Origin of the sequence: Paenibacillus whitsoniae (assembly GCF_003955665.1) — a bacterium.
GTDB classification, from domain to species: Bacteria; Bacillota; Bacilli; order Paenibacillales; family NBRC-103111; genus Paenibacillus_E; species Paenibacillus_E whitsoniae.
Window position 1 is genome coordinate 209518 of sequence record NZ_RXHU01000022.1, and the last position, 25603, is coordinate 235120.

At 46.4% G+C, this 25603-nt stretch carries 21 protein-coding genes and 2 pseudogenes; 1 reads left to right on the plus strand and 22 read right to left on the minus strand.

The window, feature by feature from the left end; all coding sequences use genetic code 11:
• Nucleotides 1–18: 18 nt before the first annotated feature.
• The 12 genes and pseudogenes from solA to EJQ19_RS08775 form a co-directional block, all read right to left on the minus strand.
• A complete protein-coding gene (gene solA / locus EJQ19_RS08710; RefSeq protein ID WP_241242799.1) occupies nucleotides 19–1161 on the minus strand; it encodes an N-methyl-L-tryptophan oxidase in 1143 nt (380 codons plus the stop codon).
• A complete protein-coding gene (locus EJQ19_RS08715; protein WP_126140817.1) occupies nucleotides 1158–2192 on the minus strand; it encodes an LLM class flavin-dependent oxidoreductase in 1035 nt (344 codons plus the stop codon). The genes solA and EJQ19_RS08715 overlap by 4 nt, the downstream gene beginning before the upstream one ends.
• Complete coding sequence (locus tag EJQ19_RS08720; RefSeq protein WP_126140818.1) at nucleotides 2189–2728, minus strand: GNAT family N-acetyltransferase; 540 nt, start codon at nucleotides 2726–2728, stop codon at nucleotides 2189–2191. Before EJQ19_RS08720 ends, EJQ19_RS08715 begins: the two co-directional genes overlap by 4 nt.
• A complete protein-coding gene (locus EJQ19_RS08725) occupies nucleotides 2725–3216 on the minus strand; it encodes a DinB family protein (RefSeq protein ID WP_126140819.1) in 492 nt (163 codons plus the stop codon). The genes EJQ19_RS08720 and EJQ19_RS08725 overlap by 4 nt, the downstream gene beginning before the upstream one ends.
• 42 nt (nucleotides 3217–3258) lie before the next feature.
• On the minus strand, nucleotides 3259–4275 hold the full coding sequence (locus EJQ19_RS08730; RefSeq protein ID WP_126140820.1) for an LLM class flavin-dependent oxidoreductase: 1017 nt from the start codon (nucleotides 4273–4275) through the stop codon (nucleotides 3259–3261).
• Nucleotides 4276–4287: 12 nt separating this feature from the next.
• Nucleotides 4288–5040: an amino acid ABC transporter ATP-binding protein gene (locus EJQ19_RS08735; protein WP_126140821.1), complete on the minus strand. Its 753-nt coding sequence runs from the start codon at nucleotides 5038–5040 to the stop codon at nucleotides 4288–4290.
• A gap of 20 nt (nucleotides 5041–5060) precedes the next feature.
• Nucleotides 5061–5729: an amino acid ABC transporter permease gene (locus EJQ19_RS08740; protein ID WP_126140822.1), complete on the minus strand. Its 669-nt coding sequence runs from the start codon at nucleotides 5727–5729 to the stop codon at nucleotides 5061–5063.
• Between the two features lie 59 nt (nucleotides 5730–5788).
• Nucleotides 5789–6493: an amino acid ABC transporter permease gene (locus tag EJQ19_RS08745; RefSeq protein WP_126140823.1), complete on the minus strand. Its 705-nt coding sequence runs from the start codon at nucleotides 6491–6493 to the stop codon at nucleotides 5789–5791.
• A 33-nt stretch (nucleotides 6494–6526) separates the two neighbouring features.
• Complete coding sequence (locus EJQ19_RS08750; protein WP_126140824.1) at nucleotides 6527–7423, minus strand: transporter substrate-binding domain-containing protein; 897 nt, start codon at nucleotides 7421–7423, stop codon at nucleotides 6527–6529.
• Nucleotides 7424–7448: 25 nt separating this feature from the next.
• Nucleotides 7449–7985 carry a GNAT family N-acetyltransferase gene (locus EJQ19_RS08755; RefSeq protein WP_126140825.1) on the minus strand — a complete coding sequence of 179 codons (537 nt, stop codon included), beginning with the start codon at nucleotides 7983–7985 and terminating at the stop codon, nucleotides 7449–7451.
• A gap of 1 nt (nucleotide 7986) precedes the next feature.
• Nucleotides 7987–9321 carry an LLM class flavin-dependent oxidoreductase gene (locus EJQ19_RS08760; protein ID WP_126140826.1) on the minus strand — a complete coding sequence of 445 codons (1335 nt, stop codon included), beginning with the start codon at nucleotides 9319–9321 and terminating at the stop codon, nucleotides 7987–7989.
• Between the two features lie 433 nt (nucleotides 9322–9754).
• Nucleotides 9755–10371: pseudogene (locus EJQ19_RS08775) on the minus strand (lyase family protein); the annotation flags it as partial.
• Between the two features lie 709 nt (nucleotides 10372–11080).
• On the opposite strand from EJQ19_RS08775, the gene EJQ19_RS08780 reads away from it, so the two are divergent.
• Complete coding sequence (locus EJQ19_RS08780; RefSeq protein ID WP_126140827.1) at nucleotides 11081–12436, plus strand: LLM class flavin-dependent oxidoreductase; 1356 nt, start codon at nucleotides 11081–11083, stop codon at nucleotides 12434–12436.
• 153 nt (nucleotides 12437–12589) lie between these two features.
• On the opposite strand, the pseudogene EJQ19_RS08785 reads toward EJQ19_RS08780, so the two are convergent.
• From EJQ19_RS08785 to EJQ19_RS08830, 10 genes and pseudogenes are all read right to left on the minus strand, one after another.
• Nucleotides 12590–12697 (minus strand): annotated as a pseudogene (locus EJQ19_RS08785) (sigma factor-like helix-turn-helix DNA-binding protein); the annotation flags it as partial.
• Between the two features lie 8 nt (nucleotides 12698–12705).
• Nucleotides 12706–13653, minus strand: a complete 948-nt coding sequence (locus EJQ19_RS08790) for a glycoside hydrolase family 43 protein (RefSeq protein WP_126140828.1) — start codon at nucleotides 13651–13653, stop codon at nucleotides 12706–12708.
• Between the two features lie 138 nt (nucleotides 13654–13791).
• Nucleotides 13792–15552 carry a glycoside hydrolase family 2 protein gene (locus tag EJQ19_RS08795; protein ID WP_126140829.1) on the minus strand — a complete coding sequence of 587 codons (1761 nt, stop codon included), beginning with the start codon at nucleotides 15550–15552 and terminating at the stop codon, nucleotides 13792–13794.
• Between the two features lie 279 nt (nucleotides 15553–15831).
• Entirely contained in the window at nucleotides 15832–17904 is a 2073-nt protein-coding gene (locus EJQ19_RS08800; RefSeq protein ID WP_126140830.1) for a hypothetical protein, read from the minus strand.
• Between the two features lie 99 nt (nucleotides 17905–18003).
• On the minus strand, nucleotides 18004–20367 hold the full coding sequence (locus tag EJQ19_RS08805; protein WP_206438385.1) for a family 43 glycosylhydrolase: 2364 nt from the start codon (nucleotides 20365–20367) through the stop codon (nucleotides 18004–18006).
• A 104-nt stretch (nucleotides 20368–20471) separates the two neighbouring features.
• Nucleotides 20472–21308: a carbohydrate ABC transporter permease gene (locus EJQ19_RS08810; protein WP_126140832.1), complete on the minus strand. Its 837-nt coding sequence runs from the start codon at nucleotides 21306–21308 to the stop codon at nucleotides 20472–20474.
• 18 nt (nucleotides 21309–21326) lie between these two features.
• Nucleotides 21327–22226, minus strand: coding sequence for a carbohydrate ABC transporter permease (locus EJQ19_RS08815; RefSeq protein ID WP_126140833.1), 900 nt, complete (start codon nucleotides 22224–22226; stop codon nucleotides 21327–21329).
• An 80-nt stretch (nucleotides 22227–22306) separates the two neighbouring features.
• Complete coding sequence (locus tag EJQ19_RS08820; protein WP_206438386.1) at nucleotides 22307–23701, minus strand: ABC transporter substrate-binding protein; 1395 nt, start codon at nucleotides 23699–23701, stop codon at nucleotides 22307–22309.
• 243 nt (nucleotides 23702–23944) lie between these two features.
• Complete coding sequence (locus tag EJQ19_RS08825; RefSeq protein WP_126140834.1) at nucleotides 23945–24868, minus strand: ArsR/SmtB family transcription factor; 924 nt, start codon at nucleotides 24866–24868, stop codon at nucleotides 23945–23947.
• Between the two features lie 258 nt (nucleotides 24869–25126).
• Nucleotides 25127–25600 carry a NanQ anomerase/TabA/YiaL family protein gene (locus EJQ19_RS08830; RefSeq protein WP_126140835.1) on the minus strand — a complete coding sequence of 158 codons (474 nt, stop codon included), beginning with the start codon at nucleotides 25598–25600 and terminating at the stop codon, nucleotides 25127–25129.
• Between the last annotated feature and the right edge of the window lie 3 nt (nucleotides 25601–25603).

The window sequence follows — 25603 nt, forward strand, 5'->3', positions numbered from 1 at the left end:
CCAACTTGTGATTCGTTTCTAGGACTTTATTTGGTTAAAACGGGATAACGAAAAGGTGTCCACCTCGACTGATGTTGGTACCAGTTGAATTAGATCGGCGAGCAGCGATCCGACAGCACTGGCAAATTTGAATCCATGTCCGGAAAAGCCTCCTGCTACGAGGACATTGGCATAAGCTGGATGCCGATCGATAATGAAATTCTCATCGGGCGTCAATTCATACTTGCAAACAGCTCCTTGCAGCAAATCCCCTGCTGCCTGGGGTAAGAAGGCGGCCAGCGTTCGGCGCAAATCACCTTCATCCTGCTCCAGATGGCCGAATGGCGCTGCCTGCTGCCCCGGAGCCCAAGGTAATCCCCCATCATGGCGGCCGATCTTGAGGCCGTTGCCGTTAATGCTCGGAAAGCCGTAATACCCTCCGTGATCAGTTCCGAGTGTAAATCCCGGGAATGCGCCGGCATCGTAAAGTCTGGGCTCAGTCCGAAACCAGCCTACTGTCTTGCGGACAGCGCGGATGGGAAGCGAGACGAAAGGCTCTAAGCTCTTGAACCAAGCTCCAGCGCTTACAATCAGCTGTTCCGCTGTAAATTCACCTGCATGTGTACGCACACGAACGCCTGCCCGGTCTGCTTGGATATGCTGAACCGGGTTATAGGGCAGCAGCGTGGCTCCTTCGGCCAACGCCAACTTGCGATATGCGGCGACACAGCGCTCGCTGTGCAAATAACCAGCGTTCGGCTCATACATCGCTTCATATGACTCAGGGAGCACGATCCCCGGCCAACGTCGATGTACCTCTGTGGCATCCAGCCTTTCAACCTGCACGCCTGCCTCCTCTGCATCGGGAAATCGACTTGCGAATTTGCTAACAGATTGATTAGCCATATTGAGAACGCCGGAACGGACGAGCAATTTCTGCCCGCTGGCCTCCTCGAGCTCTCGCCATAAGCGGTCAGCCTCCAACGCCAAATGGATATAGGGCTTCCCTCCGCTATATGCATGGCGGATAAGCCGTGGTTCGCCATGATGGCTTCCCTGATCATGCGGAGGATCGAATGAATCGATCAGCAATGTGCGAACACCCCGTTTGGCCAGATGATAGCCTGCGCTCATCCCCATAGATCCGGCTCCGACAATGATCACATCATATGAATTTTTCATGACCATACGCTGCTCGAAATCTCCCGACGAAGCACGGGGGCAACTTCAGCGGCAAACCATGACATTTGCTCCCTCTGTTCTGCTTCTGTCAGGCCATCCACACTGATCGACATCACCTGATGGCCATAGGCCGAATGATAGGTAAGTATTTTTTCAATGACGCGCTCCGGACTGCCCACTAATAGCGGTCCATTCGCCAAGTTATCCTCCAGACTCGTAAAAGGGGACTGATTGTGTTTCGCCGAATCCGTGGAATGAAATGCCTCGTAATACGGACGAAAACGCCGAATGGCTTCCTCCGTGGTTTTGGCCAAATATAAAGTACCCGCGCCCGCTCCAACCGTTGCGTGCTGCGGATCATGCCCATAATAGGCCCATCTCTCCCGATAGTGATCGATCAGCGCCTTATACTTAGGAAGCGGATGAAACGTATTGGAGGAAAAAATCGGTTCGCCATATTTGGCTGCTAGCTCTGTAGACAGCGGTGAGGATGCGCTGCCGTGCCATATTGGAATCGTTCGTTGATACGGCCTTGGCAAAATAGTGACATCCTGCAAAGGCGGTCGATATTTGCCCTCCCAGCTGACGTTTTCTTCGCTCCATAATCGTTTGAGCAGGGCATACCTCTCTGCAAGCGATTCCCATTGTTCCTCTTCTTTGATGCCAAAAAGCGGGTAATGGCGCGGATCGTTGCCTTTGCCGATAATAAGCTCCAAGCGGCCACCCGAAAGATGATCCAGCGTCGCATAGTCTTCGGCAACACGCACAGGATCCAGTACGCTGAGCACCGCAACTGTTGTCAACAGACGGATCCGCGAGGTATGAGCCGCTATGGCTGTCAGTAATACAGGCGGTGAAGAAGAAAGAAACGGAGGTCCGTGTCTTTCTCCGATGCCGTAGGCGTCAAAACCCAGCTCTTCGGCATAAATGGCCTGCTTCAGTATGTTCTGAAACTTCTGCTGAGTGGTCAGCGTTTCACCGGTTACGGCATTGGGAATATTCATAACTAAGCTGAACAACGCAAATTTCATCTAGTGCCTCCTATGTGGTGCCCTAACCGCTCCGTGTGATATAAATGAGGATTCACTATTTTTCGCAGTAGATACATCGTGCCGTCACCATTGCCTCTGTCAATGGCATCAATGCGTTCATATCCTTTACGTTCATACATATTCAGCAGCCAAGGATGCTTCTCCGCCGTGGCAAGCGTAACAGCGGAAGCACCAACTTCATCGCGAATGACGACTTCTTCCACCCAAGTGAGCAGCTTGGTTCCGAATCCGCTGCCTTGCGCATCCGGATGTACAGCGAACCATTTGAGAAACGGATACTCGCTGTTCCATCTGTTCGTGGTTTCCTTGGACAAGGTTAGCGTAGCGACAATCTGACCTTCTTTTTCCAAGACGTAACAAGCATTTTTCACGATATTTTCTTCGACCAAAGCCAAATCGGCATGCGCTGCAGGCCATTGCAGCTCTAGCTCACGTATTGTGATATACGCATCATAGATGACATCCACAAGCCGCTCGGCATCACTGGGCTCAGCTAGACGATAGATCTCACTCATGGCGAATTCACCTCTTGCTGAGATGTGGCTGCCAAGGATCGTTTAATGCGTTCGATTTGGTTGAGATGCGTGTTCACATGCTTCGTAAAGCCCTGAATGATATTCGTAATGGTGACAGAGTCACCTTTGGCATTAATGCCGGCCTTCTGCCACTCCTCGTCCGTCAGTCGGTAAAATAGCAGGCTGTTATAGCGGAGTAGTTGATTGAATACAGTCAATATATCAGAAGCATCGCTGTCATTGGCCTTTTGTCCGCTTACCCAAGCGTCCTGATCGAAAGCAGGAAGACGAACCGTCGTCTCGGCTAAAATGTCACGAATCCGGAAGGAAATGACAATGCTATGATCAGCGAGGTGACCTAGCACTTCCGTCACACTCCAGGATGAAGGTGATTCTTTCCATGTCAATTGCTTATGGTTTAATCCCTCTACGGCCTGGATTAATAGATTATGCGTATCCAAATACGCTTGAATATCATGACGACACATCTCGTATCCTCCTAATAATTATAGTACTTTCATAAAATAGGGCTATATTGCCGCTTCAATCCCACTCAACGCTTCCGCTAGCCGTTCATACGAACGAAGTCTTTCGGAGAAATCCTCGATTCTGGTCGTTACAATGAATTCATCAACACCTGTACGCCGCTGCAAATCTAACAATTGCTCACGTACGGTCTCTTTGGAGCCTCGCGTGACTTCCGTCGTTTTTTCTTCGATTGTATAAGACTCTTTCGCTTGTCTGCCAAACTCCTCGGCCTGCTCCAGCGTACCTACGGTCGCCTTTCTCCCGCTGGCCAAATACACCTTGTAGTGCTTCTGTTCGACAGCGAAGGCATGCGCTTCCTGATCCGTTTCTGCCACTATGACAGGCAAGGCAAGTAAAGCTTTTGCCGTACGATTCGAAACGCGCTGGAACGAAGCTCTATACGCTTGTATCGCCTCTATGGCGACTGACCGATCTCCATTAATCGATAAGGAAAATACATAAGGCAGACCTAACGAAGCAGCAAGCTGAGCACTATCCAGACTCGCTCCAAGCAAGTAGATGTCAGCCGGAATGCTTGCTACCGGCGTCACTCTAATGCCGGACAGCGGATGATCCTCCGGAATCTGATTGTTCACGTAAGCTTCAAGCTCAACCAGCTTCTCCGTCAGCGACTGTGGAGCTGTCACTCCATGCTGCAGCGCCTGCGTGCTGCGAGGTAGTCCGCCAGGTGCTCGGCCGACACCCAAATCAACCCTTCCAGGTGCAAGAGAAGCCAGCACATTGAAATTTTCAGCAACTTTATAGGGACTGTAGTGCTGCAGCATAATGCCGCCTGAGCCGACGCGGATTCGCTCTGTTTTGGCCAGCAAGTGCGAAATAAGCACCTCCGGCGAGGAACCAGCGAGGAATTCGGAGTCATGGTGTTCCGACACCCAAAATCTGCGATAGCCGAGCTCCTCAGCTTTTTGAGCTAGCCGAATCGTCTGCGCAAGCGCCTCTGCGGCCGTGCTTCCGGGATAGATCGGACTTTGGTCCAAAATACTAATTGAAATCGTCATCGGGGGTGCCTCCTAGATCGAATATGAAAGTTCTGGACGAATACGGCTAAGAAACTGCTTGGTCCGCTCTTCTTTTGGCCGATTAAAGAGTTCATTCGGCTTGCCTTCCTCGACAATGACGCCTTCGTCCATAAACACTACGTGGCTGGCGACCTCCTGTGCAAAGGTCATCTCATGTGTGACAATAATCATCGTAATGCCTTCTCTGGCAATCTTGCGGATGACCGCGAGCACTTCGCCGACCAATTCAGGATCTAACGCCGACGTTGGCTCATCGAACAAGATGACATCTGGATTTAGCGCAAGTGCCCGTGCGATGCCGACCCGCTGCTGTTGACCGCCGGATAGTTGGGACGGATAAGCATCCAGCTTTCCCCCAAGACCAACCCTTTCCAGCAGTTCGACACTAATCTTACGCGCTTCTTGCTTTGAAAGTTTTTTGACAATCAGCAGTCCTTCCATGACATTTTCAAGCGCTGTCTTGTGGCGGAACAAATTGTACTGCTGAAACACCATCGCCGTCCTTTGGCGCAAAAGATGAATCTCTTTCTTGGACACTTTCTTACAATCCACTCGGAAATTATCAATTGTGATCGCGCCGTCGCTGGGCTTCTCCAGGTAATTTACACATCGAAGCAATGTTGTTTTACCTGAACCACTCGGACCTAAGATAGCGACGACTTCACCTTTGTTAACGGTAAGATCGATGCCTTTCAGCACCTGATTGCGACCAAACGATTTGGTGAGGTTTGCGATCTGAATCATGCTGCACCTCCTTTAGTTTTCTAAGCAACGCCACTGCGGTTGTATACATTCATGCGTTTTTCCAGGAAACTGGAGATATTTTCGGCAATAATGGTCAATATCCAGTAAATTACGGCTGCAGCGATATAAGCCTCAAGATATTTCCAATTCCTCATGGCGACGATATGCGCAGTTCCGTTAATTTCCTGCAGCGATATCATAAAAGCTAGTGAAGAACCGTGCAGCAGGCTGATAAACTTGCTCAGCAAATTTGGCAAGCTTACATGCAACGCCTGTGGGAGGACGATACGCCTCATGCCTTGCCACGTGGTCATGCCAACTGAATAGGCTGATTCGAGTTGATCCTTGGAAACAGACAAAATACCCGATCGGATCGTCTCCGACATATAGGCGCCGACATTCAGGGTGAACGCTACGAAGATGAATAAAATCAGCGGGATGGCGCTGGAGCGCATGCTCCAGCCATTCTTCACAGCAATGGCATCGAAGATCATGGGGATCGCAAAATAAACGAGCATAATATGAAGCAGGAGTGGTGTTCCCCGGAAGAAAGATACGTAAAATTGTGCAATTCGGTGAAGGTACTTGACCCTGTACATGCGGATAAAGGCAACCAGGCCACCAACGATGAATCCCGTAAACAAAGGGACGATCGCGATGACGAGCGTGAGCGGCAGTGCCTTCAGCATGGCCCTGAAAGCTTCAAGCATAAATTCGAAATCAATGTGGATGACTGCTCCCTCCCTTCCTACGAATTGAGAGCTGTGACTGCTTTTTCAAAACGGTTCACCTTGCGCTCAAATCGATGATATATTTGTTCAAGAATGAGGACGATTGCGTAGTAAATGATGGAAAGCGCAATCCATATCTCAAGGAAGTGGTATGTCGTACCCAGCATTTCGGCACGTCCGACAAGATCCATTACGCCCAGCGTGTAGGCAAGCGATGTGTCCTTCAGTGTACCAATCGTCAGATTGGCCACATTCGGCAGCGCCACTTTCCATGCTTGAGGCAGAACAATTCTCATCAACACGGCATAGCTGGTCATGCCGATCGCGTAGCCCGCCTCTGCCTGACCGCGGTCTACGGCATTCACAGATGCCCTGACAATCTCAGAGAAATAAGCCGCAAAATGAAGCGCATAAGTCAGAATAACGAAAACTAACGGCTGAACATCACTGACGTCGATTCCGATCGCTTTAAGCAGTTCTGGCACGCCGTAATATACGAGGAACAGCTGGATGAGAATCGGCGTGCCTCTTGTATAGGAAATATAAATAATGACCAATCGGTTAAGCACCGGTATTCGGTACAGCCTAGGCAAAGCAATGATGAGACCAAGCAGTATGCCGCATACAACCGAAGCCAGCACGATGAACAACGTGACGTGCAGGTAGGACAACAGCTTCGGCAAATACACCCAGATCAATGAATAATCAAACGGTTTTCCCATTGGGTCCCTTCCGCCTTTCTATGACTCCTTTCATTATTGTGTCACTGTAAAATCTTCTCCCAACCATTTCTTGCTGAGGCTCGCCAGTGTTCCGTCTTTTTTAATTTCTTTGAGCGCCTCATCAATTTTGCTTTTCAATTCGGTTTCATCTTTACGTAAAACATAGTAAATTTTCGAGGTATACAGTACAGGACCTACAACTTTTTGCTGAGCATCCGCGTCCCTATTGCGGCCCGCTACTTGAAACGCCGTTGAGATTGTAGCATCTACACGGCCTGTTTTGATCTGATTAATCACATCGTTCGTTCCTCCACTTCCGGAGTAGACCAATTCAAAAGGATTCCCGTTGTTTTTATTGTAATCCTGCAGCCAGACGGCGCCGTTGCTTCCCGGAGAGGTAATGACCTTTTTGCCTTTGAGATCTTCAATCGACTTCACCGTGTTGTTGTCTTTGTTAACAACAACTCTACTTGGCCAGACGTTATAGGCTTCGTCGTTGAATAGGAACTTGGCTTGCCGTTCGCTGTTTACTTCGTATTGATTGACAGCCAAATCAACTTTCCCCGCTTCCAGACTCAAAAGGATGTTGGCAAATTCCATTGTTTTAAATTCGAACTCGTAATCGGGTAGACGTTTGTCGATTTCCTTGGTCAGTTCGATATCATAGCCAGTTAAGTTCCCCTTATCATCAAGGAAAGTCACGTCTTTGAATGTCCCGCTCGTTCCGACCACGATTTTCTTCACCTTCTGCGGCGCTGCGGCAACTGGTGCTGCTGCCGATGTGGCTGCGGATGTGGCTGCGGATGTGGCTGCCGATGTAGCTCCGCCTGCTGCGGGCGAGCCCGCTGTTTTCGTTTCTTCTTTGGCTCCGCAGCCTGCGAACAGTAGAGCAGAAGTTATAATTAGGGTGGTTGATTTTAATATTTTCATAGATGGATATCCTCCAATTTATTGTTTATGTATGGTTTGCAGTATGAAGCGGTAGTCGATAGGCTTCAACCACCGTTGTATTGTCAGCTGCAAAGAAATCGTACCTGGGCTCACGTTCGAACCCCAGACTTAGGTAAAGCCGGACCGCATCAGGCATACGGTTCGATGTGTGCAATCCGAGATAAGCCGCTCCTGATTGCCTAGCGCGCCGGGCGCTTTCGCCGATCAAGGCGGTAGCGACGCCTTTGCCTCTAGCAGATGAGTGAACACCTAGAAGGCGGATTTCCGGATAGGGAATCGTCTCCTTCAGCTTCTCATACAAGCCTTCTTGGGGCGGGTATAGCAGCAAGGCGCCTATAAGCTCGCCCTCTTGCTCTGCGACAATTCGCCATGAATCCCCCTTTCGCTCCCATTGTGACTTGATATTGCTTATGTAGGATTCCCAGAACGTTGGACCGAAGTCCGGCTCATATTGCCGGTATGCCTCCAACGTTAACTCGATAGCCTTCCCACATTCACTCGGGTAGGCATCCCGTACAATGAAGTTAATGGCGGTTGACATCCTACTCCCCTCCCACCGCTTCAGGCTGCCGCAAATAACGGTTTGCGGGAACTTTAAGACCGAGGTTGCCCCGCAGTGTATCACTTTCATACTCCTTCCGAAAAATACCGCGCGCTTGCAGAATAGGTACAACCAAATCGACGAAGTCAGCGAGTCCATTCGGTACGACAGTCCGAACGTTGAAGCCGTCGGCTGCACCACCCTCGAACCATTGCTGAATGAGATCAGCCACTTTCTCCGGTGTTCCGATGAAATTGCTTCTCGGCGTCGAAGCCCTTAGCGCGACCTGACGAAGTGTCAGCCCCTCCTCTTTAGCCTCCCGCTTTATGCGGTCTGTTGTGCTGCGGAAGCTATTGCTGCCGAAATCGCCAAGTTCCGGAAACGGTTCATCCAGTGCATGCTGCGAAAAGTCATAATGCTCGAAATATCGCCCCAAATAATTCAGCGCCTGTTCGATGGTGACGAGTTCAGCAATTTCCTGATATTTGCGTTCTGCTTCCTCTTCTGTTTTGCCGACAATCGGACCGATACCGGGGAAAATCAGAATCTCATCCGGATTGCGTCCGTAAGCGGCCGCTCTGGCTTTCACATCCTGGTAAAACTCGCGTGCTTGCTCGAATGTCTCGTGCCCAGTATAGACCGCATCTGCCGACTTTGCGGCAAGCTCTTTGCCCGAATCCGAAGAACCGGCTTGAAACACAACTGGGTAGCCTTGTTTGGAGCGCGCCACATTGAGCGGCCCCTGAACGGCAAAATGTTTGCCCTTGTGGTGCAGCGTATGGAGCTTAGCGGGATCGAAAAACACCCCGCTAGATTTGTCTCTGACAAATGCATCGTCCTCCCACGAGTCCCACAGTCCTTTCACAACCTCGAGATGCTCCTCCGCAATCTCATATCGCAGAGAATGATGCGGGTGTTCACCCTTGCCGAAATTCAGCGCTGAGCCTTCAAGCGGGGACGTGACGACGTTCCAGCCCGCTCTTCCGCCACTAAGATGGTCGATCGAAGCAAATTGCCTAGCCACTGTAAACGGCTCGCTGTAGGAAGTAGACAAGGTTGCGACTAGACCGATATGCGATGTCGCTTCACTCAAAGCGGAAAGCAGAGTCAACGGCTCAAAACGGTTCAGAAAATGCGGATTGGATTTCTCATTAATAAACAAGCCGTCGGCAATAAACAGAAGATCAAATTTACCCTGCTCGGCCTTCTTGGCCTGAGCTTTGTAGAAAGCTAGATCCACGCTTGCATCTGTCGGCACGTCGGGATGCCGCCAGAAGGAGATACTATTGCCGACACCATTTAAATTAGCTCCCAGCTTTAATTGTCGCTTTGACATTGAAATCTCTCCTTTATCAATTTTACCAATAGGTATAGTCGGAATTAACTATGAGAATATCATATCTCAATATTGGGTAAGAGTGTTTATCGCAATTTTCTATTCATGAATAAAAATTTCTATAAGGACATCGTCAAAGGAAAGAGTTAATTTGAATCAACTTGCAGCAGCTTTCTAGCATTGTTTCCAAAAATCAACTCGATATCTGACTCCGTGAAACGAAGGTCTCTGCATACCCGTACTTGATCTTGTAAATATCGGTAAACAAACTCTCTAGGAAACGTGCTTGAATCCGTGTAATGTCATGGCGACGTTATCCATTAACAAGGACTTGCTTGAAGCAAGGGCCGAGGAAAGCTTTTCCACGGTTACAGAACTGGCTGATACGATAGTACGTGAAGAGCAGCTTTCATTCCGAACGGCACAAACCATTAGCAAGCAACCGGTAAACCGATTCAAGCACAGCAAGGCTTCTCCATGCGTAGGGCTGCATATCATCCTCCGTAACGACAATGTCTCCAAACGGTGTATTATGAATCATGCTGAGTACGGTCTGCGTGAGATGGCATAAGCGGATTGAAAGCGTCGAACATCCCGACTAAGCGAGTCCGAAACTGCCGCCACATAGTGTCCTAACGTCGTTGGTTGCGCTTGTTGCGTATGCGTATAGCCAATCATAATCGTTTCGACGTGAGAACGCGCAAACTGCAACAGGTGCTTCTCTAGGAACAATGCGGATTCTAACGTATCCAAAAGTTTCTCCCTCAATGTAAGACGATAGATAGCAATACCCATATCGTTACGGCTGCGCCCTAGATGCAAATTTCCTGCAGCTTCTCCAGCTAACAATTGCAAATGCTGCTCAACCTCAAAAAAAAGATCTTCAAACTCCCCCGTATAAGAAGCTTCCCGCAATCGGTTCTCATCAATCGCCTTTAAAGAAACGGCCAAAAGGTTAGCATCTCGATCACTAATTAATGATTGCTCCGACAGCATGATCAGATGCGCTTTATGAATCGTCATCATGGGAGTCAACAATTCTTTCTTAGCCATTGTAAGAGTTCCTTATTGGGGCCATGATATCACTCACTCCTCCGCGATTGATCATCTTGGGCATTCACATACCAGAATTCAGAATGAAGGTCGGATTCGCTCGTCGAGCCATGTACCTTGGTAAAAAATTCCACACTATGAAATACATGTTCCGACATCGACTGTGAATAGGATTTTCTGTTTTTGAGCAACTCTACGAGATTCAGTAACAAACCCATGGACGCATCTCCTCTCGCAATGATGAATACCTTCTTAATTATTAATGAAAAAAAGCATGGATTTCAGCATCCATGCTTCCGGTTTTCCGGTCAGAACAAGATTTTATTTTATTCCAATATGTTTACTAGGTATTTATTTAAATATAACACTGTATCCCAAAATTTGTCAATGAAAATCCATCAATTCATACAAACCTCGGTATGCTCACTATAGCCCCCCACATTTTGAAGCAGCCGTCTGTTGTTATTATCGTAACTCATTGTACTTAAAGGTCAATAGGTTTAGTCGGAATTAATACCATCCATGACATCCTAAATTTTCTAGATATATTCCCCACTTGAATTATCGGAATAACGATGCTACGATGTCTATCAACAATATGAATTACAAGCCGATTGGATAACCAAAGGCTCCCGGAATGTCGCTGTAGCATTACTCGACATGTCCGGGGGTCTTTTATACTTTGATGGAAAAGGAGAATGTCTTCATGAGTAAAGCGAAACGACAAATGCATTTAAATCTGTTTTTGATCCCGGCAGGTCATCATGAAGGGGCATGGAGGCATCCGAATACGGATGTGAGTCAACTAATGGATTTCGACTACTTCCTCAGACTTGCCCAGAAAGCGGAGGATGCCAAGTTCGATTCCTTATTTATGGCGGACCGTTACTCCGTCTCTAAGAAAGCTGTCGCCTACAACGGGATGCTTGGATTGGAGCCGCTTACTTTGCTCTCTGCGCTAGCGGTTGCTACGAACCGTATTGGGCTGATCGCTACGGTCTCCACCAGCTTTAACGAACCGTTCAACGTAGCGCGGCGTTTCGCATCGATTGATCATCTCAGCAAAGGCCGAGCAGGATGGAATATTATCACTTCGGGCACCGACGTTGAAGCGCAAAATTTTAATTTTGATGAAATTCCGGAACATGCAGAGCGGTACGAGCGTGCAAAGGAATTTGTCGACGTTACGACCGGTCTATGGGACAGCTGGGAAGATGATGCGCTGGTCCTCGATCAGCATGAAGGCATTTATGCTGACAGCAGCAAAGTGCATGAGCTGAATCATCGTGGCCAGCACTTTTCCGTACGCGGACCGCTAAATGTACCGCGTTCTCCGCAAGGGCGTCCGGTTCTCGTTCAGGCGGGGTCTTCCGAGGACGGGCGTCATTTCGCTGCGCACGTTGCAGAAGCGATTTTTACCGCTCAACAGACCTTATCGGATGCGCAGGCCTTTTATTCGGATGTAAAAGCGCGGGCTGCACAGTATGGTCGAAATCCAGAGCAGGTGAAGATTTTGCCGGGCATCTGCCCGATTATCGGGGAAACCGAGTCCATTGCAAAGGAAAAGGAAGCCAACCTCCACGAGTTGGCCAATCCGCACTATAGCCTGCTGCAGCTGTCCAACCGCATCGGTTTCGATCTCACTTCATATCCACTCGATGGCCCGCTGCCTGATCTGCCAGTGAGTGAACAAACGCGGGGACACCAAAGCCGAACACGACTTATTACTGATCTTGCACAAAGAGAAAACCTAACTCTCCGCCAATTGCTTCTAAGGCTTGCTGGTGGACGCGGTCACCGTACAATCGCAGGCACGGTGAAGCAAGTCACCGATGAATTAGAAGCTTGGTTCACAGAAGGTGCGGCTGATGGCTTTAACATTATGCCGCAGCTGATGAATGATGGATTGGATGAATTTATTGACCTCGTTGTCCCAGAGCTGAGACGCCGAGGACTGTTCCGGAAAGAGTATGCGGGAAGCACGCTCCGCGATCATTATGAATTGCCCTATCCGGCTAATTCGTTCGTTAAGGCACCTCAATCTCAACGAGCTGTCCGTTGACCAGATCGCTAAGACACAAAGCCAAGAGGCTTTGTTTTTTTTGTTTTGCGTGAAAAACAAAACGCTGATAAAAGCATTTCACCATCGTATGAATCATGTATTGGGCATATTCATAAAAAGAAAGAGCCCGGTACAATACCAGACTCATACATCTTACCGCTTCGTCTTATAAAACTCATGATACAGCTTCATCTGAGCCCGCTTCTCAATCCGCGACACATAGCTCCGCGAAATCCCGAGCTCCTTCGCGATCTCCCGCTGCGCGATGATTACTTTTCGCCGGAAGGGACGTCAAATTCAACCTCTGTCGGTATCGGAGCGCCAAAGTCTGGGTTCCCGTCCGCCGTCCAACCGAATTTCTGCATTCTTGCGCTTCTTCGTTTACTGCCGCCTTCAGATATCGGTATGGCATGATAAACGATCCAGTCTTCCGTTCCGTCTGGGGATACGGTAAAGCTGTTATGACCAGGGCCGAAGACGGAGTTTTCAATCGATTTACAGAATACGGGTTCCTCGCTCTTGGTCCATGAAGCTGGATTCAGGAGATCGCTGTCTTCCTTCGCTGTCAGCATCCCCAGTGCGTAGTCATCGGACCAGCATGTGCTTGCGGAATAAATCAGGAATACTTTGCCGAAACGCTTAAGGAAACAAGGCCCCTCATTAATGGCCATTCCGCCTTGATGCTCCCAATCGTATTCCGGCTTGGTGAGCAGCGATTCCTCCCCCTTGATTGTCCAAGGGTTTTCCATCTCGGCGGCGTAGATCGCCGATCCATATTTAGGAAAATGTCCGTAGCCCGCGTACATGAAAAAGAGCTTCCCCTTGTGCTCCAGCACCGTTCCGTCCAATCCGGGCAAGACTGTATTCACGGCCCCCTTCATCCGCCATGTGCCTTCTAGAGGATCGGCATGCTCATTTTCCAGCACGTAGATTTTGCGGGCATCGTCTCCACCGCCATTGTTGTCTGTGAAATAAACGTACCATTTGTCACCGAGATGATGGATTTCCGGAGCCCACAGTTTCCTGCGATCCAGCCCTTCCGCTGGAGGAGTCCAGATGGTCTTCATCGCGCCGTTCGAAATTCCGCTCATCGATTCGGATTTCCATAAATCCAACCGGTCGCCTCGTGTCACCATAAAATAATAATGACCGTCCGTATGCCGATATATCCAAGGGTCGGGGCCAACTTCCATTATCGGGTTTCGAAATTTTTTCATAGTGCTCCTATAAAGACTCCTTCCAAAACTAAAACTTCTGGCTTGTGAATCAAAATTGGACTCCGCCTGGCCGCGGTCAAGCTTGAATTTGTACGTCCAAGTCTTCTATATTCCATAGTCAACACCGCCTCTTAACTTTTATGCGAGGTTAATTTCTTTGATAAGCGCTAGTGGAATCTTCGGACTCCGATCTTCAGTGAGAAGGCCGTTCATTTCCTGTTGGACATCAGTCACTTGCGTATAGCAATACCCGCAAATGTAATCGATATCCTTAATCGCTTGGGTAATGCTTCGGAAACGTTCAATAAAGGCCTCTTCCGTCACCACTTGCTTCCCGTACCCCCAGCCTTTATCCGTTTGGAAAGCGATCCCGCCAAATTCGCTAATGATGATGGGTTGGCCACGATACGTGTATCCTTGGGCTAGGGCATACTTCCCTTTGTTGAACGCCCAGTCATTGCTAACAATAGGAGATTGATCCGCGTAACGCTTGAGGAATTCCGAACCAGATTCCACATAATCATGTAAAGTCAAAATGTCTGAGACGGTATGTTCCCATCCATCATTTGTGATGACAGGACGATTCGGGTCTATCGATTTGGTCAGATGATAGATGCCCTCAGTGAACTTCTGCTGCTTACGGTCAGTCAAAATTTGCATAATGCCCCAAGACTCATTAAAAGGAACCCACGTGATGATGCTCGGATGATTATACTGCTGCCTTACAATTTCGACCCATTCCTTGGTGAAAGTCTCAACGGCCTCATCATTAAATTCAAAAGTGGCTGCCATCTCTGACCATACCAAAAGCCCTTTGACATCGCACCAATATAGAAACCGCGCATCTTCAATTTTCATGTGCTTCCTCACCCCATTGTAACCCATGGCGAGAATAGCATCGATATCGTCTATTAATGCCTGCTCCGAAGGCGGCGTCAAATGACTGTCGGACCAGTACCCTTGGTCCAAAATTAACCGCTGATAAATAGGCGTATTATTGAGAAGAACTTTTCCTTTTTCTATGGAAATCTTCCTCATGCCGAAGTAAGAATACACGTGGTCGATCACCACGTCATCTTGAAATAAAACAAATTCCACATCATATAAGTTCGGTTTTTGCGGAGACCATCTATTTACCTTCCACGGACCATTAACTTCATGCAGCAAATCTACTTCCAATTGAAGCCAAGGCCGATCCACGATCAAAGCAGTTTGTTTGAGGATCTTCCCTTTAAAACTGATTCGAGTCTCTAAGCGAAGCCGCCCCTGCTTTAATTCACCATGCGTTTGGTATTCGAATCGTACGGATTGACTGTCAAGATCAGGTGTCATTTTCACAGATTTGATATAAGATTCCGCCACATATTCCAACCATACACTTTGCCAAATTCCAGTTGTCTGAACATAGAAGCATTCAAAATTGTCTTTCACCCAACGCTGCTTGCCGCGTGGCTGCGTGCAGCTCTGGCTGTCTTCCACCTTCATGACTAGGCTGTTTGACTGACCAAATAGAATATAGGGTGTAATATCAAATGAAAACGCAGCATATCCACCTTGATGTTGACCTACATACGTTCCGTTCACCCATAATTTAGCGAGATAGTCCACCGCTTGGAAATGCAGGATGATCCGTTTACTTTCCTGTTCCTTCGGAACTTCCAGCGGTCGGTGATACCATATATGAGGGTGAAATGCCTCTTCACCAATGCCGCTCGCTTTCGTTTCATAGGTGAACGGAACCATGATCTTGAGGTCCCCAGCAAACTCCTCATACCACTTTTCTTTCTCTCCAACATTCTCGTCATCGAAACGAAAATCCCACTCACCGTTTAAACTCTTCCATAATTCTCGTACAAACTGAGGCCTTGGATAGTCCTTTATATACATTTTTGTCGTCATCTCGTGATGATCACTCCTGTTTCATATGATTGTGTTAAGCTGGCCCGTGCACAAACCATCATGTGGGCGGGAAATGCACTCAGTCGATTAATTACAACTTAGTTGTTTATATTCACATGATAATCCAGTAAAATCCATCCGTCAACGTTTTCATACATATTTCATGTTTATTTAAGCGAAATATAGTTGCAAAACCCATTTGTTACATTTAACATGTAACAAATGGGCCTTAAGAGCATTACCTTTTCTATATTTCATTGACGCGAGAAATGCATTCAGTTAATTGGTTCGGAAAAATTCAACATTATCGATATCTGCCCATTGGCTGCTGCTGCTATTCGAGGCGAAAAAACCGATGGTCGCTTGACCATTAGTCACGCTAATGCCGGAGATCGTCACCTGCGTCCATGTCGAAGTAACCGGAAAATTGGTTTGGCGAGTAGTCCCACCATAGTCTTTCACTTCCATATAGTTACTAGTCTGACCGCCACTGCTCCTTAAATAAGCTCGCATCGTATATGTTCCGTTTTGCAGACCTGTAATGGTCTGGCCAACATAAGCTGTAGCTGGAGAGCTAATGCCAGCAAGACCGATGAAGTAGTTCCCTCCTCCAGGTGCACGCGTGATCCCGTCGTTAATACCATGAATGTGAATCCGATCTGGATAGTCTGCCCCATATGTCGTCCATCCGTTTACATTTGCCGTTTCAAATCCCCAGTTATTCGTGAGATTGTCATTCAGCGGCGTGGTCGAAGCTGTTTTGATAAATTCAACATTGTCAATATCCGCCCATTGGCTATCGCTTGTATTCGCAGTGTAAAAACCGATAGTTGCCTGTGCGTTTGTTACACTAATACCAGAGATGGTTACCTGTGTCCAAGTTCCTGTAACGGGAAAATTAGTTTGCAGTGTAGCTCCACCATAGTCTTTCACTTCCATGTAGTTACTGGTCTGGCCGCCGCTGCTCCTCAAATACGCTCGCATTGTGTAGATACCGCTATCCAAACCAGTGATTGTCTGACCGATATAAGCAGTACCAGGAGAACTGGTTCCAGCAAGACCGATAAAGTAGTTTCCTCCCCCCGGTGCACGCGCAATACCGTCATTTAGCCCATGAATATGAATCCGGTTTGGATAATCTGCCCCATATGTCGTCCATCCGTTTACATTGGCCGTTTCAAATCCCCAATTATCGGCAAGATTCACGTTCGAGGGAGTACCTGCATTTCCCGTCCGCAAGTAAATGCCAGTACTAGGAAAGTTGGCGGATGTGACTGCCATAACGCGAGTCGTATCAACAGCCATTAATGAATTCCAGTTGGAGAACTTCGTGTCCGATACAGGGAATACATTATATAAATACCCCCATGTCGCTCCGTTATCGGAGCTGATCATCGTTCGCATCGAAGAATAACCGTCTCCTGTATTGGCGCTGGAATCGTCTGTTTGAAAGCTAGCCATTAATCTGCCGTCGCCCAGTTTGACGACAAACGGCGCTCCGGCTTTTTTCCCTGCATTCGTTGGAATAAACATGGTTTGCCGTGGGCCTGACCAATCTACGCCATTGGAGGAAATTTTATATTTGATTCCAAATGGATGCCCGCTAATGTCCGTAGCTTCGAATACCACAATGTACCTGCCGTCTGCCATTTTTGTGAAAACCGGCATGCCGTCTCTGGAGTTATTAGCGACACCGTCGCTGACAACTGTCGCACTGCTCCAACCGCTTCCGCTCCATGTTTTCATCAATATTTTCTGCTTTCCCGATGAACCGACAACGGCTGAGCTATCGTCCGCATACATGACGGTAATCGTGCTTCCCACATAACCGAGGAATGGCTCCCATACGCCATTGAAGGAGCCTTCAGATTCGGTCGCTATTTGCCCGTTTCCCAGATCCGACCAGGTACTGCCCCCATCGCTGCTCTTGCGAACTTTCAAATAAGTGGTATACGTGCTGCCAGAATGTATGACCACGCGATAAGCCAACCAAATGTCTCCATTGGTTAATAGAAGCATCTGACCATTGCCGACATCCCCATTCGCATCAGAAGCGGCTGTAATAGGCGTCCCCCATGTAAGGCCACCATCCGTGCTTTTCGCTACTTTAACCTTCGTAAAACCTCCGTCCGCATTTGTATCAAAGGAAACTAGCATATTACCGCTGCTCACCTGAAGCATCCGCGGATACCAGACTCCACCTGAACCAGTAGTGTAAACTGTCGTGTTTGACGTTGGCCAAGCCATCCCGCTCGTTGCCGCTTGAGCCATATTAAATGGCATAATAAGCGTAGCCACCATCATCACAACCATCATGAATATCCCCAAGCGCAAACGACTTTTAGCTTTCATCTTACCATTTCCTCCTTTGAAAAAATGTTAACCGAATAGCTTATTCATTGCGTGCTTGTGTTGGATCTAGGAGTAATCTAACGTCATTTAACTATGAAATCACCTCCTTACTAAGGATAAATTGGTAAATAGCCAAGATGGCGACGCTGAACGAATACCGATTTTCCCATGCATCCACGCATTGGCATCTGTCCATTCCAGGGCAGGCTGCTTCGAATCGTTTACATATACCTTCATTGTCGCTCCATTTACGTCAACAGCGATATGTACGATTGATCCAGTTGCAAAACTGATCGGAGCTGAATCTACCTCATCCTGGTCATAATTCATTTTCTTCAAAATCATACGTCCGTTGCGGAAGGTGAGTTGATAGCCCATAAATGAATCCCTTACTTGCTCAGGAAATTCAGATTCGTTCGTGACACGAAACAAGAGCCCTGCCTCTTCAATCGAATCCGCAGTGGATTTCAAATCAACTTCCACTCGATAGTCCGTCCATTCATCGCTGCCCGCATACATTTTGGCATCCGAGCCTTCCGTTTGTACGGCATAGCCTTCTTCATGCTTTACCCATTTGCCATACATATCTTCAGGCAATATTTGATTAAACATGTTTGAAAGCTTTTCTGTCGGCAGTTCAGTGACTCTGTATATATCTAAAAAGCGGTAATTCAATTTTCCTTTGACTAGTTTTACTGTCAAAATATGCTCGCCTTGCGTTAGCTTTATTTGTCCTAAGTGCTTTTTAACCCACAGGTTTCCTTCGCTCTGACTATCATCTAGTACGAAACGTTGGGGCTTCCCATCCACTTGCAGTTCCACCACATTATCGTTACCGTCTTCCTTCAACATGGCATCGAAACCATAGATTCCGTCTGACTCCACATTAATCCTATAGGCGAGCCAATCGCCCTTTCCCATCATATTAACGGCATTACTGCCGTCTTCGCTCGATTGGATGGGAACACCATCGTCTTCACGCATTACAGATCCTTTAACGGGATGCCCAACATGGAAACCTTGATCTTTTCCAGCCATATAATGGACCGCTTCAATACTTCCGGGAACCGGTTTGGCCGTCTCAAAGTCGCTGCTGCCGTCGGCTTCATTAGAAAATGCCGTGAATTCCAATGTCGGCTTCACATTTCGATAGGCATACCCGATTTTCCCCGATTTCGCAGTGATATCTGTAACAGTCAGCTTGTTCATTTGATCAAAATAGATTTTTGTGCTTCGAACATCACTTTCAACTCGAATGGTATGCAGTTTAGCGAAGTCCATCGATTGGGGAAGCTCAGCGATTGCAATCTGATTCTTCTTCCCATCCTTCATTTCCAACAAGGATATACTTCGCAACACGGGATCAACACGAACTGAGTTAAAATGATTGTCATCCGTGTAGGAAAAGATGATCTCGAAAGAGGCCTCCCCCTCCCGTGTATTCTCCATATTCATGCGAAAATTAAATTCAGCTGTAAACCGGTTCTTATCGGTAGATTTACTGCTCAACCACTTCGTTTCATCTGCTTTGACACGAACATCCCAGAGTCCCTTTTCCAGCGGTTTATTGACGCCATCATAGAAATCCGGCATTCGTGGAACCGGTTGAGGAAAATGAGTACCATCGCCAAGAACTCCCATTTTCTCACCGTTAAAAACGATTCGATCCATATTTAGCATACGAACCGGAGGCCCTTCCTTCGAATGACCAATTAAATTATGATAAAACATATAATAAGCATCGAGGTTGGGACCTATCACACTGGAACTGTGGCCGAGCCCATTAAAATTTTGTTTCGTGCTGATGACGATCGGGTTATTTTCCATCACCTTGTAGGTTCCGATTGGCGAGTCTGTCGCTACAGCGTAATTGATCCGATATCCTTTACTAAACACGTGATTTCCTGTATACGTTATGAAATATTTGCCGTCGCGTTTAATAATCATTGACCCTTCGGTCCAATGACCCAAATAAGCGTTAAGCGTCTTTTCCGCAGTCATGGTGTAGGGATCCGGCATTTCGTGTCCAATAATACCTTTATCGCTCGCATGGGTAAAATACCATTTACCGTCATCATCAATAAATACAGAACCATCAATGGATAAGCCCAAATTTCCAGTTTGAATCGTGAACGGTCCAATCGGGCTCTCGCTGCGAAGCACATAATGGCCTTTTCCTGCAGGCGAGGTATACATATAGAAAAAACCATTCCAGTAAACGACTTCCGGTGCGTAAGCCCCTTCGGTCAGTGGCTCATCCGTAACTAGCCCCTCATATTTCCAATGAATCAAATCGCTTGAGCTCCAAGCTTTAATACCCACACGAAAATCCTTCGTACTGCAATATAAATAATAGAGTCCGTTATATCGCATCACGTAGGGATCGCCTATCCCGTAATCAGGCCATTCCTGCTCAAGCGCCAATGAATTCTGATACGACTCCCCAAGCGTAGAATTCAACATAGGACCTCTTCTTTTTCCGCTAAATGACATTATAATCACTATGGCTAATAGGCATAAGATACCTAACCCCATCAATATTCTTTTCGTTCGTATTCTGCGTTTTGTCATTTTAATCCACTGATGCTTAAGGATTCAATAAAGTACCGCTGGCAGAAAAAAAACACGATAACAACCGGCACTAAGGCGATCAAGGCAGCAGCCATCATATTGGGATAGTTGGCTTGCGATATATAGTTAGCTTGCAAACTCGCAATAATAACTTGAATCGTTTGTTTTTCAGTCGAATGCAAATAGATCACCGGTCCAAGAAAATCATTCCATATCCCCATGAATCCAAGTGCAGCCTGTGCGGCAATGGCCGGCTTAACGATGGGAATCGCCACAGTGGCAAAGGTTCGGAAATAGCTCGCACCATCGATTTTGGATGCATCAATTAAGTCCGAAGGAATGCTCCCTTGCATGAATTGCCTGAAAAAAAAGATCGTCACGATATTGCCGAACAAGCCGGGTACAATGAGAGGAAGCAGCGTATCCACCCAGTTCAAATAAGAAAAACCGATAAATTGAGGAATCATCACCACGGAGTAGGGAATCATCATCGTGCCGAGCAAACAAAGAAAAATAGTCTCTTTAAACGGAAAATTAAATTTGGAAAACGCATAAGCAGCCATCGTGGAAACAAACAATCCCACGCTCAAAACACAAATCACAATAATAAGACTATTCATAAAGCCGGTTAGCAACGGGGCTTTATTCCAAACCTCCACAAAGTTAAGCCATGTAAATGGATCCGGTATCCATTTCGGCGGGAAATCAAACACATGCTCTTGCGTTTTAAATGCTGTCGAAACCGTCCATACAAATGGCGCCAGCATAATAAAAGAACCGAGAAACAGAATAACGTAGATCGTCACATTCATGGAACGCTCACTTCTATTCATCAAGCAGCCTCCCTTTCTCTAGTCGTTATATACCCAACGTTTGGATAATTTAAATTGAATTAGTGTGATGATGAAGATTAAGATACCTAATACCCAAGCGACCGCACTCGCGTAACCCATATTGAAATACTTAAAAGCTTCATTAAAGATATAGAAGACGATCGTTGCCCCACTGTATTCCGGTCCACCATCTGAAGCCATAATGTACACTTGGCTAAACGATTGGAAGGTACCGATAATCCCCATGACAATAACAAAGAAATGAATCGGTGAGAGTAACGGAAATGTAATATAACGAAATAGATTCCAACGGTTCGCACCATCAACGGTTGCCGCCTCATAATAATCGGGAGCAATGGCTTGCAGCCCCGCCAAATATAAAACCATAGTTCTGCCAACTCCCCCCCATAAGCCCATAAGGATGAAAGAAGGCTTTACCCAATGAGGATCACCTAACCAATTAGGTCCCTGGATTCCAAATAAACTATAAATCCAATCATTGATCAACCCATAATCATTATTCAAGATCCATTTCCATAGCAAAGAAACTGCAATAATTGGGGAAATGACAGGAATATAGTATATCGTTCTCAGGAAAGAAACACCTTTAAGTTTGCGATTCATCAGAATGGCAATAAAAAGAGAAAAGACCATTCCTATCGGTATTTCAATAAGTAAATATAAGGTGTTATACAACGATTTATAAAACTTTTCATCTACTATCATTTCTTTATAATTTCCAGTACCATTCCATTGCGCAGGACTGACCATGTCCCAATCCATAAAACTTAACACAAACGATGATACTAGAGGTGCAAGCCCAAAGATGATAAACCCGAGAACCGGAATAGCTACAAATAGGTACGACCATACGATTTCACGCCGTCTAAAACCTGGAATTTTCCTTGCCGTTATCATACTCATCCCACCTGTTTTAGGACGAAGGACGAAACTGGAAGCCATCGGCTTCTATTTTCGTCCTTCTGTATCCTTATTTATTATTTCTTATTTCCTTTATCGTAGAGTTCTTGAAGTTTAGGTTTCATTTCTTTCACCCATTCCTCAGCAGTTTGTTTCCCTTCCCATACGCGGCTTACTTCTTGGTTAAAGGTATCGAGCCATTTCGTATCTACGGATCCTACAGCAATCGGCGGATGACCGTAATCTTCTATGATGTCTAAGAATACTTGACGATTTGCCGGAGCCTTCTCCATCTTTAAGAACTCACCTTTCGCCATGTCGACCAGATTCGGAACCGCTTGACCCAGTTGGTAGTTTTCTTTCTGTGAGTCACGATCTAGACTTAAATAAGCAGCCAAATTAAATGCATCTTCAGGGAATTTGGTTTTGCTGGAAATCACGAAACCGGCAGAGCCTAACCAAGTTGCCGTTTTCCCTGTTTTCGGACTTGCTGGCCATGCCGCAATGTCCCATCCGAAAGGCAGTTTCCAAAAACCAGGCTGATCCCATGGTCCCATTGGGAACATGCCTATTTTGCCTGCAACAAAGCGGGCATAGCCACCTTGCGCTTTTTCATCGGTTGGTGAAGGACTAACTTTATATTTCAATTTTAAATCAGCTACGAATTGTAAGGCTTCAATGAAAGCAGGCTCGTCAATTTTAATGGTTCCTGTATTGTAATCAATATAGTCGCCGCCGTTCGCCCATACGGCTGATTCCAATGAAAAACCGGCTACCCCGAATACATCTGTCTTCCCATTTGCACCTTGTGTTGTGATTTTTTTGGCTGCTTCAATCATATCATTCCAAGTCCATTCGCCAGCTTTTGCACTTGGATATTTGACGCCCGCTTTATCAAACAGATCTTTGTTGTAAGCGAATGCCCATGGACCTACATCTTTAGGCAAACCGTACAGGCTTCCTTTTCCTAAAACTTTACCATCGAAGCGATAACGGTCTAATCCCTTTTTCCACACATTTTTTTCATCAAAAGAGGCTGACTTTGCAATTAAATCATCCATCTTTAGTAGCGTTCCACTGCCAGCAAGCTTTTGAAACAGAGGCTCATTCGCATAGAAAACATCCGGCGCTTTACCCGAAGCAATTAAGGTTTCCAACTTTTGAGAATACTCAGCAGGTGGTACAATGGTATATTTCACTTTCTTTGTAGGATACTTCTGCATATAAGAATCAGTTAATTTTTGAAAAACAGCCTTTTCCGTATCGCCGCCCCAGCCCATAAAGGAAATCTCGGAATTCTCTGCAGGTTTGGCTGATGCAGCAGCAGTTGTAGGTGCTGCTTGGTCAGAAGGTTGCGTAGAGGATTTATCTGTCGATTGCATTGTGCTTTTTGAGCATCCCGTTACAACCATAGCAAAACTTAGCATTAGAGGTACAGAAAGCTTAGCCACCTTACTTTTCAATACGTTCATTTAAACTCCCCCAAATCAGATTTTGGTTTAAAACGGCATAAATTTGAAAAGTATTGATAAGAATCAGCCAAACATTTAATTTGTTTTGTTTCAATTTAAATGTTTATATTCACATGCTAACCCAGTATAATCCATTTGTCAACGCTTTCTTTCATATATTATGTTTATTTCGGCGTAATATAGCTATAAAGCCTGTTTGTTANNTAACAAACAGGCTTTATAGGCATTACCTTTTCTATCTATCTACACATATTGAATTTTCATCACAATTGCTTGGGCATAATCGCCGAAGCCGCGACCAAATAAGTTGATTCCTCCATGGTGCAAAGCATCAGGCTTAACCCCAATTTTGAATTCAATGAAAGGATATTTCTCAAGATGAAGATCCGCAAGCGAGGTAGAGGATGATTTTTCATTATCGATAGAACTCCGCTTTTCATCCACTCTCCATGTTTTCAGAATACCGTACTGCGTACTGCTGTCATTCCACCACAAAGGGTTATGTTTGCCTCTATGGTCACCGAAATCGCCTGGTGAAGTCCAGGTTCCTATCTCTATGCCATTGACCCATACAGTGATGTCTGAAGGCCACTCATTGTTATAGTTAGGCGCTTCAGAACAAATTTCCAACGAAAACTCGATGGATGTGATCGTTGCATGCTGTGGTATCACTTTAGGAAACCGATATTCGATCCATCCCTGCCGCAACCATATAATTTCAGCTGTTTTACTCTCAGGGTGATAAAAGCTAACCGGATCATCCTCCGGAATAACCATTCCATTTAGATTGGCCATACCGCAAGTCGGAAATACCTCGAAGTTCGTAAAATGACCGATGGGCATCTCGATCTCATAAAATTTGTTAGGGTTTTTATACATGGCAATTGGGTTCAAACACATGTGCACGTCATCAAAATTACGGCTGCAGACCTTCATTGCTCCTCGAGATGCAGGCTGTAATTCCGTTAAGATAAGCCCTGATTCCTCCAAAACTTTGACATTAAGCGCAGTCGTCGAAACCGGAATTTTAAGCATTTCGGCAATTTCAATGATATTCAGTTTATGATGTTGCAAGAGGAGCTTGATTATATTGATTCTGGTATGTGAAGAAAGTGCATGAGCAACCGCGACTAATTGATCTGGTTCATTAATTGATAATTCCAACATACGTAATCCCCCCATAAACAAACTAAATTTTCGAGCTTGTAAACGTTTTTTACAATATATTAACGAATATTCTCATCTCTTGTCCACTTATTATATAACAGCAAAAGATCCATCGTTGTAAGTTTATTTCATCTTCCATTCAAAAGGAGAAAGCCTTCGTTCACAATCATGAACGTATACGAAGCAAGGTAAAATAAATAACCCGGAAGCTCAGAGAGCCTACCGGGGGATGATCGTTTTCAATTGAATGTGAGAATGTTAAGTTGCGAGCAAATCACGGTGAATCTTAACAACGATCTTAACCAGATCAACACTCCCAGCTAGATGACAATTTGGGCGGTGAATTTCACCAGGCCAATAGACGGTAAAATCGCCCGGTAGAAGCCGAATGCGTCCTTCGTTCTCAACATGTTGGAACAGGATGTAATCCCTTTTTTCCAATTGGTCTTCAACAGCCTGGTTCTTATCTGAAGGAGAGGCGAAGCCTTGCCACTCTTCCCCTGCTAACACGAGATGGATATCGGCATAACAGGCATGAGCTTCGGCCAGTTGTTCCTCGAACAGCTTGGTCGTCGGTTTCTGCTTCATCAAGTACATGTTCTTTCCTTCTAATTCAACTGTAGACCGCATATCGTTCGGATTCAAATGAATGATATATTCGAGTGCACGACATACAGCCTCACCATATGGGTAATGATGATCCCGGCGATAACGGATCGTATCGATAATCATGGC

Excerpts from the sequence above, each read along its gene's own strand:
- EJQ19_RS08805 (WP_206438385.1), bottom strand. The coding sequence starts at position 20,367 with ATGTTGAATTCTACGCTTGGGGAGTCGTATCAGAATTCATTGGCGCTT.
- EJQ19_RS08830 (WP_126140835.1), bottom strand. The coding sequence starts at position 25,600 with ATGATTATCGATACGATCCGTTATCGCCGGGATCATCATTACCCATAT.
- EJQ19_RS08790 (WP_126140828.1), bottom strand. The coding sequence starts at position 13,653 with ATGAAAAAATTTCGAAACCCGATAATGGAAGTTGGCCCCGACCCTTGG.
- EJQ19_RS08825 (WP_126140834.1), bottom strand. The coding sequence starts at position 24,868 with ATGTTGGAATTATCAATTAATGAACCAGATCAATTAGTCGCGGTTGCT.
- EJQ19_RS08740 (WP_126140822.1), bottom strand. The coding sequence starts at position 5,729 with ATGCTGAAGGCACTGCCGCTCACGCTCGTCATCGCGATCGTCCCTTTG.
- EJQ19_RS08820 (WP_206438386.1), bottom strand. The coding sequence starts at position 23,701 with ATGAACGTATTGAAAAGTAAGGTGGCTAAGCTTTCTGTACCTCTAATG.
- EJQ19_RS08730 (WP_126140820.1), bottom strand. The coding sequence starts at position 4,275 with ATGACGATTTCAATTAGTATTTTGGACCAAAGTCCGATCTATCCCGGA.
- EJQ19_RS08780 (WP_126140827.1), top strand. The coding sequence starts at position 11,081 with ATGAGTAAAGCGAAACGACAAATGCATTTAAATCTGTTTTTGATCCCG.
- EJQ19_RS08800 (WP_126140830.1), bottom strand. The coding sequence starts at position 17,904 with ATGAAAGCTAAAAGTCGTTTGCGCTTGGGGATATTCATGATGGTTGTG.
- EJQ19_RS08735 (WP_126140821.1), bottom strand. The coding sequence starts at position 5,040 with ATGATTCAGATCGCAAACCTCACCAAATCGTTTGGTCGCAATCAGGTG.
- EJQ19_RS08755 (WP_126140825.1), bottom strand. The coding sequence starts at position 7,985 with ATGTCAACCGCCATTAACTTCATTGTACGGGATGCCTACCCGAGTGAA.
- EJQ19_RS08815 (WP_126140833.1), bottom strand. The coding sequence starts at position 22,226 with ATGATAACGGCAAGGAAAATTCCAGGTTTTAGACGGCGTGAAATCGTA.
- EJQ19_RS08810 (WP_126140832.1), bottom strand. The coding sequence starts at position 21,308 with ATGAATAGAAGTGAGCGTTCCATGAATGTGACGATCTACGTTATTCTG.
- EJQ19_RS08760 (WP_126140826.1), bottom strand. The coding sequence starts at position 9,321 with ATGTCAAAGCGACAATTAAAGCTGGGAGCTAATTTAAATGGTGTCGGC.
- EJQ19_RS08745 (WP_126140823.1), bottom strand. The coding sequence starts at position 6,493 with ATGGGAAAACCGTTTGATTATTCATTGATCTGGGTGTATTTGCCGAAG.
- EJQ19_RS08795 (WP_126140829.1), bottom strand. The coding sequence starts at position 15,552 with ATGACGACAAAAATGTATATAAAGGACTATCCAAGGCCTCAGTTTGTA.
- solA (WP_241242799.1), bottom strand. The coding sequence starts at position 1,161 with ATGAAAAATTCATATGATGTGATCATTGTCGGAGCCGGATCTATGGGG.
- EJQ19_RS08725 (WP_126140819.1), bottom strand. The coding sequence starts at position 3,216 with ATGTGTCGTCATGATATTCAAGCGTATTTGGATACGCATAATCTATTA.
- EJQ19_RS08720 (WP_126140818.1), bottom strand. The coding sequence starts at position 2,728 with ATGAGTGAGATCTATCGTCTAGCTGAGCCCAGTGATGCCGAGCGGCTT.
- EJQ19_RS08750 (WP_126140824.1), bottom strand. The coding sequence starts at position 7,423 with ATGAAAATATTAAAATCAACCACCCTAATTATAACTTCTGCTCTACTG.
- EJQ19_RS08715 (WP_126140817.1), bottom strand. The coding sequence starts at position 2,192 with ATGAAATTTGCGTTGTTCAGCTTAGTTATGAATATTCCCAATGCCGTA.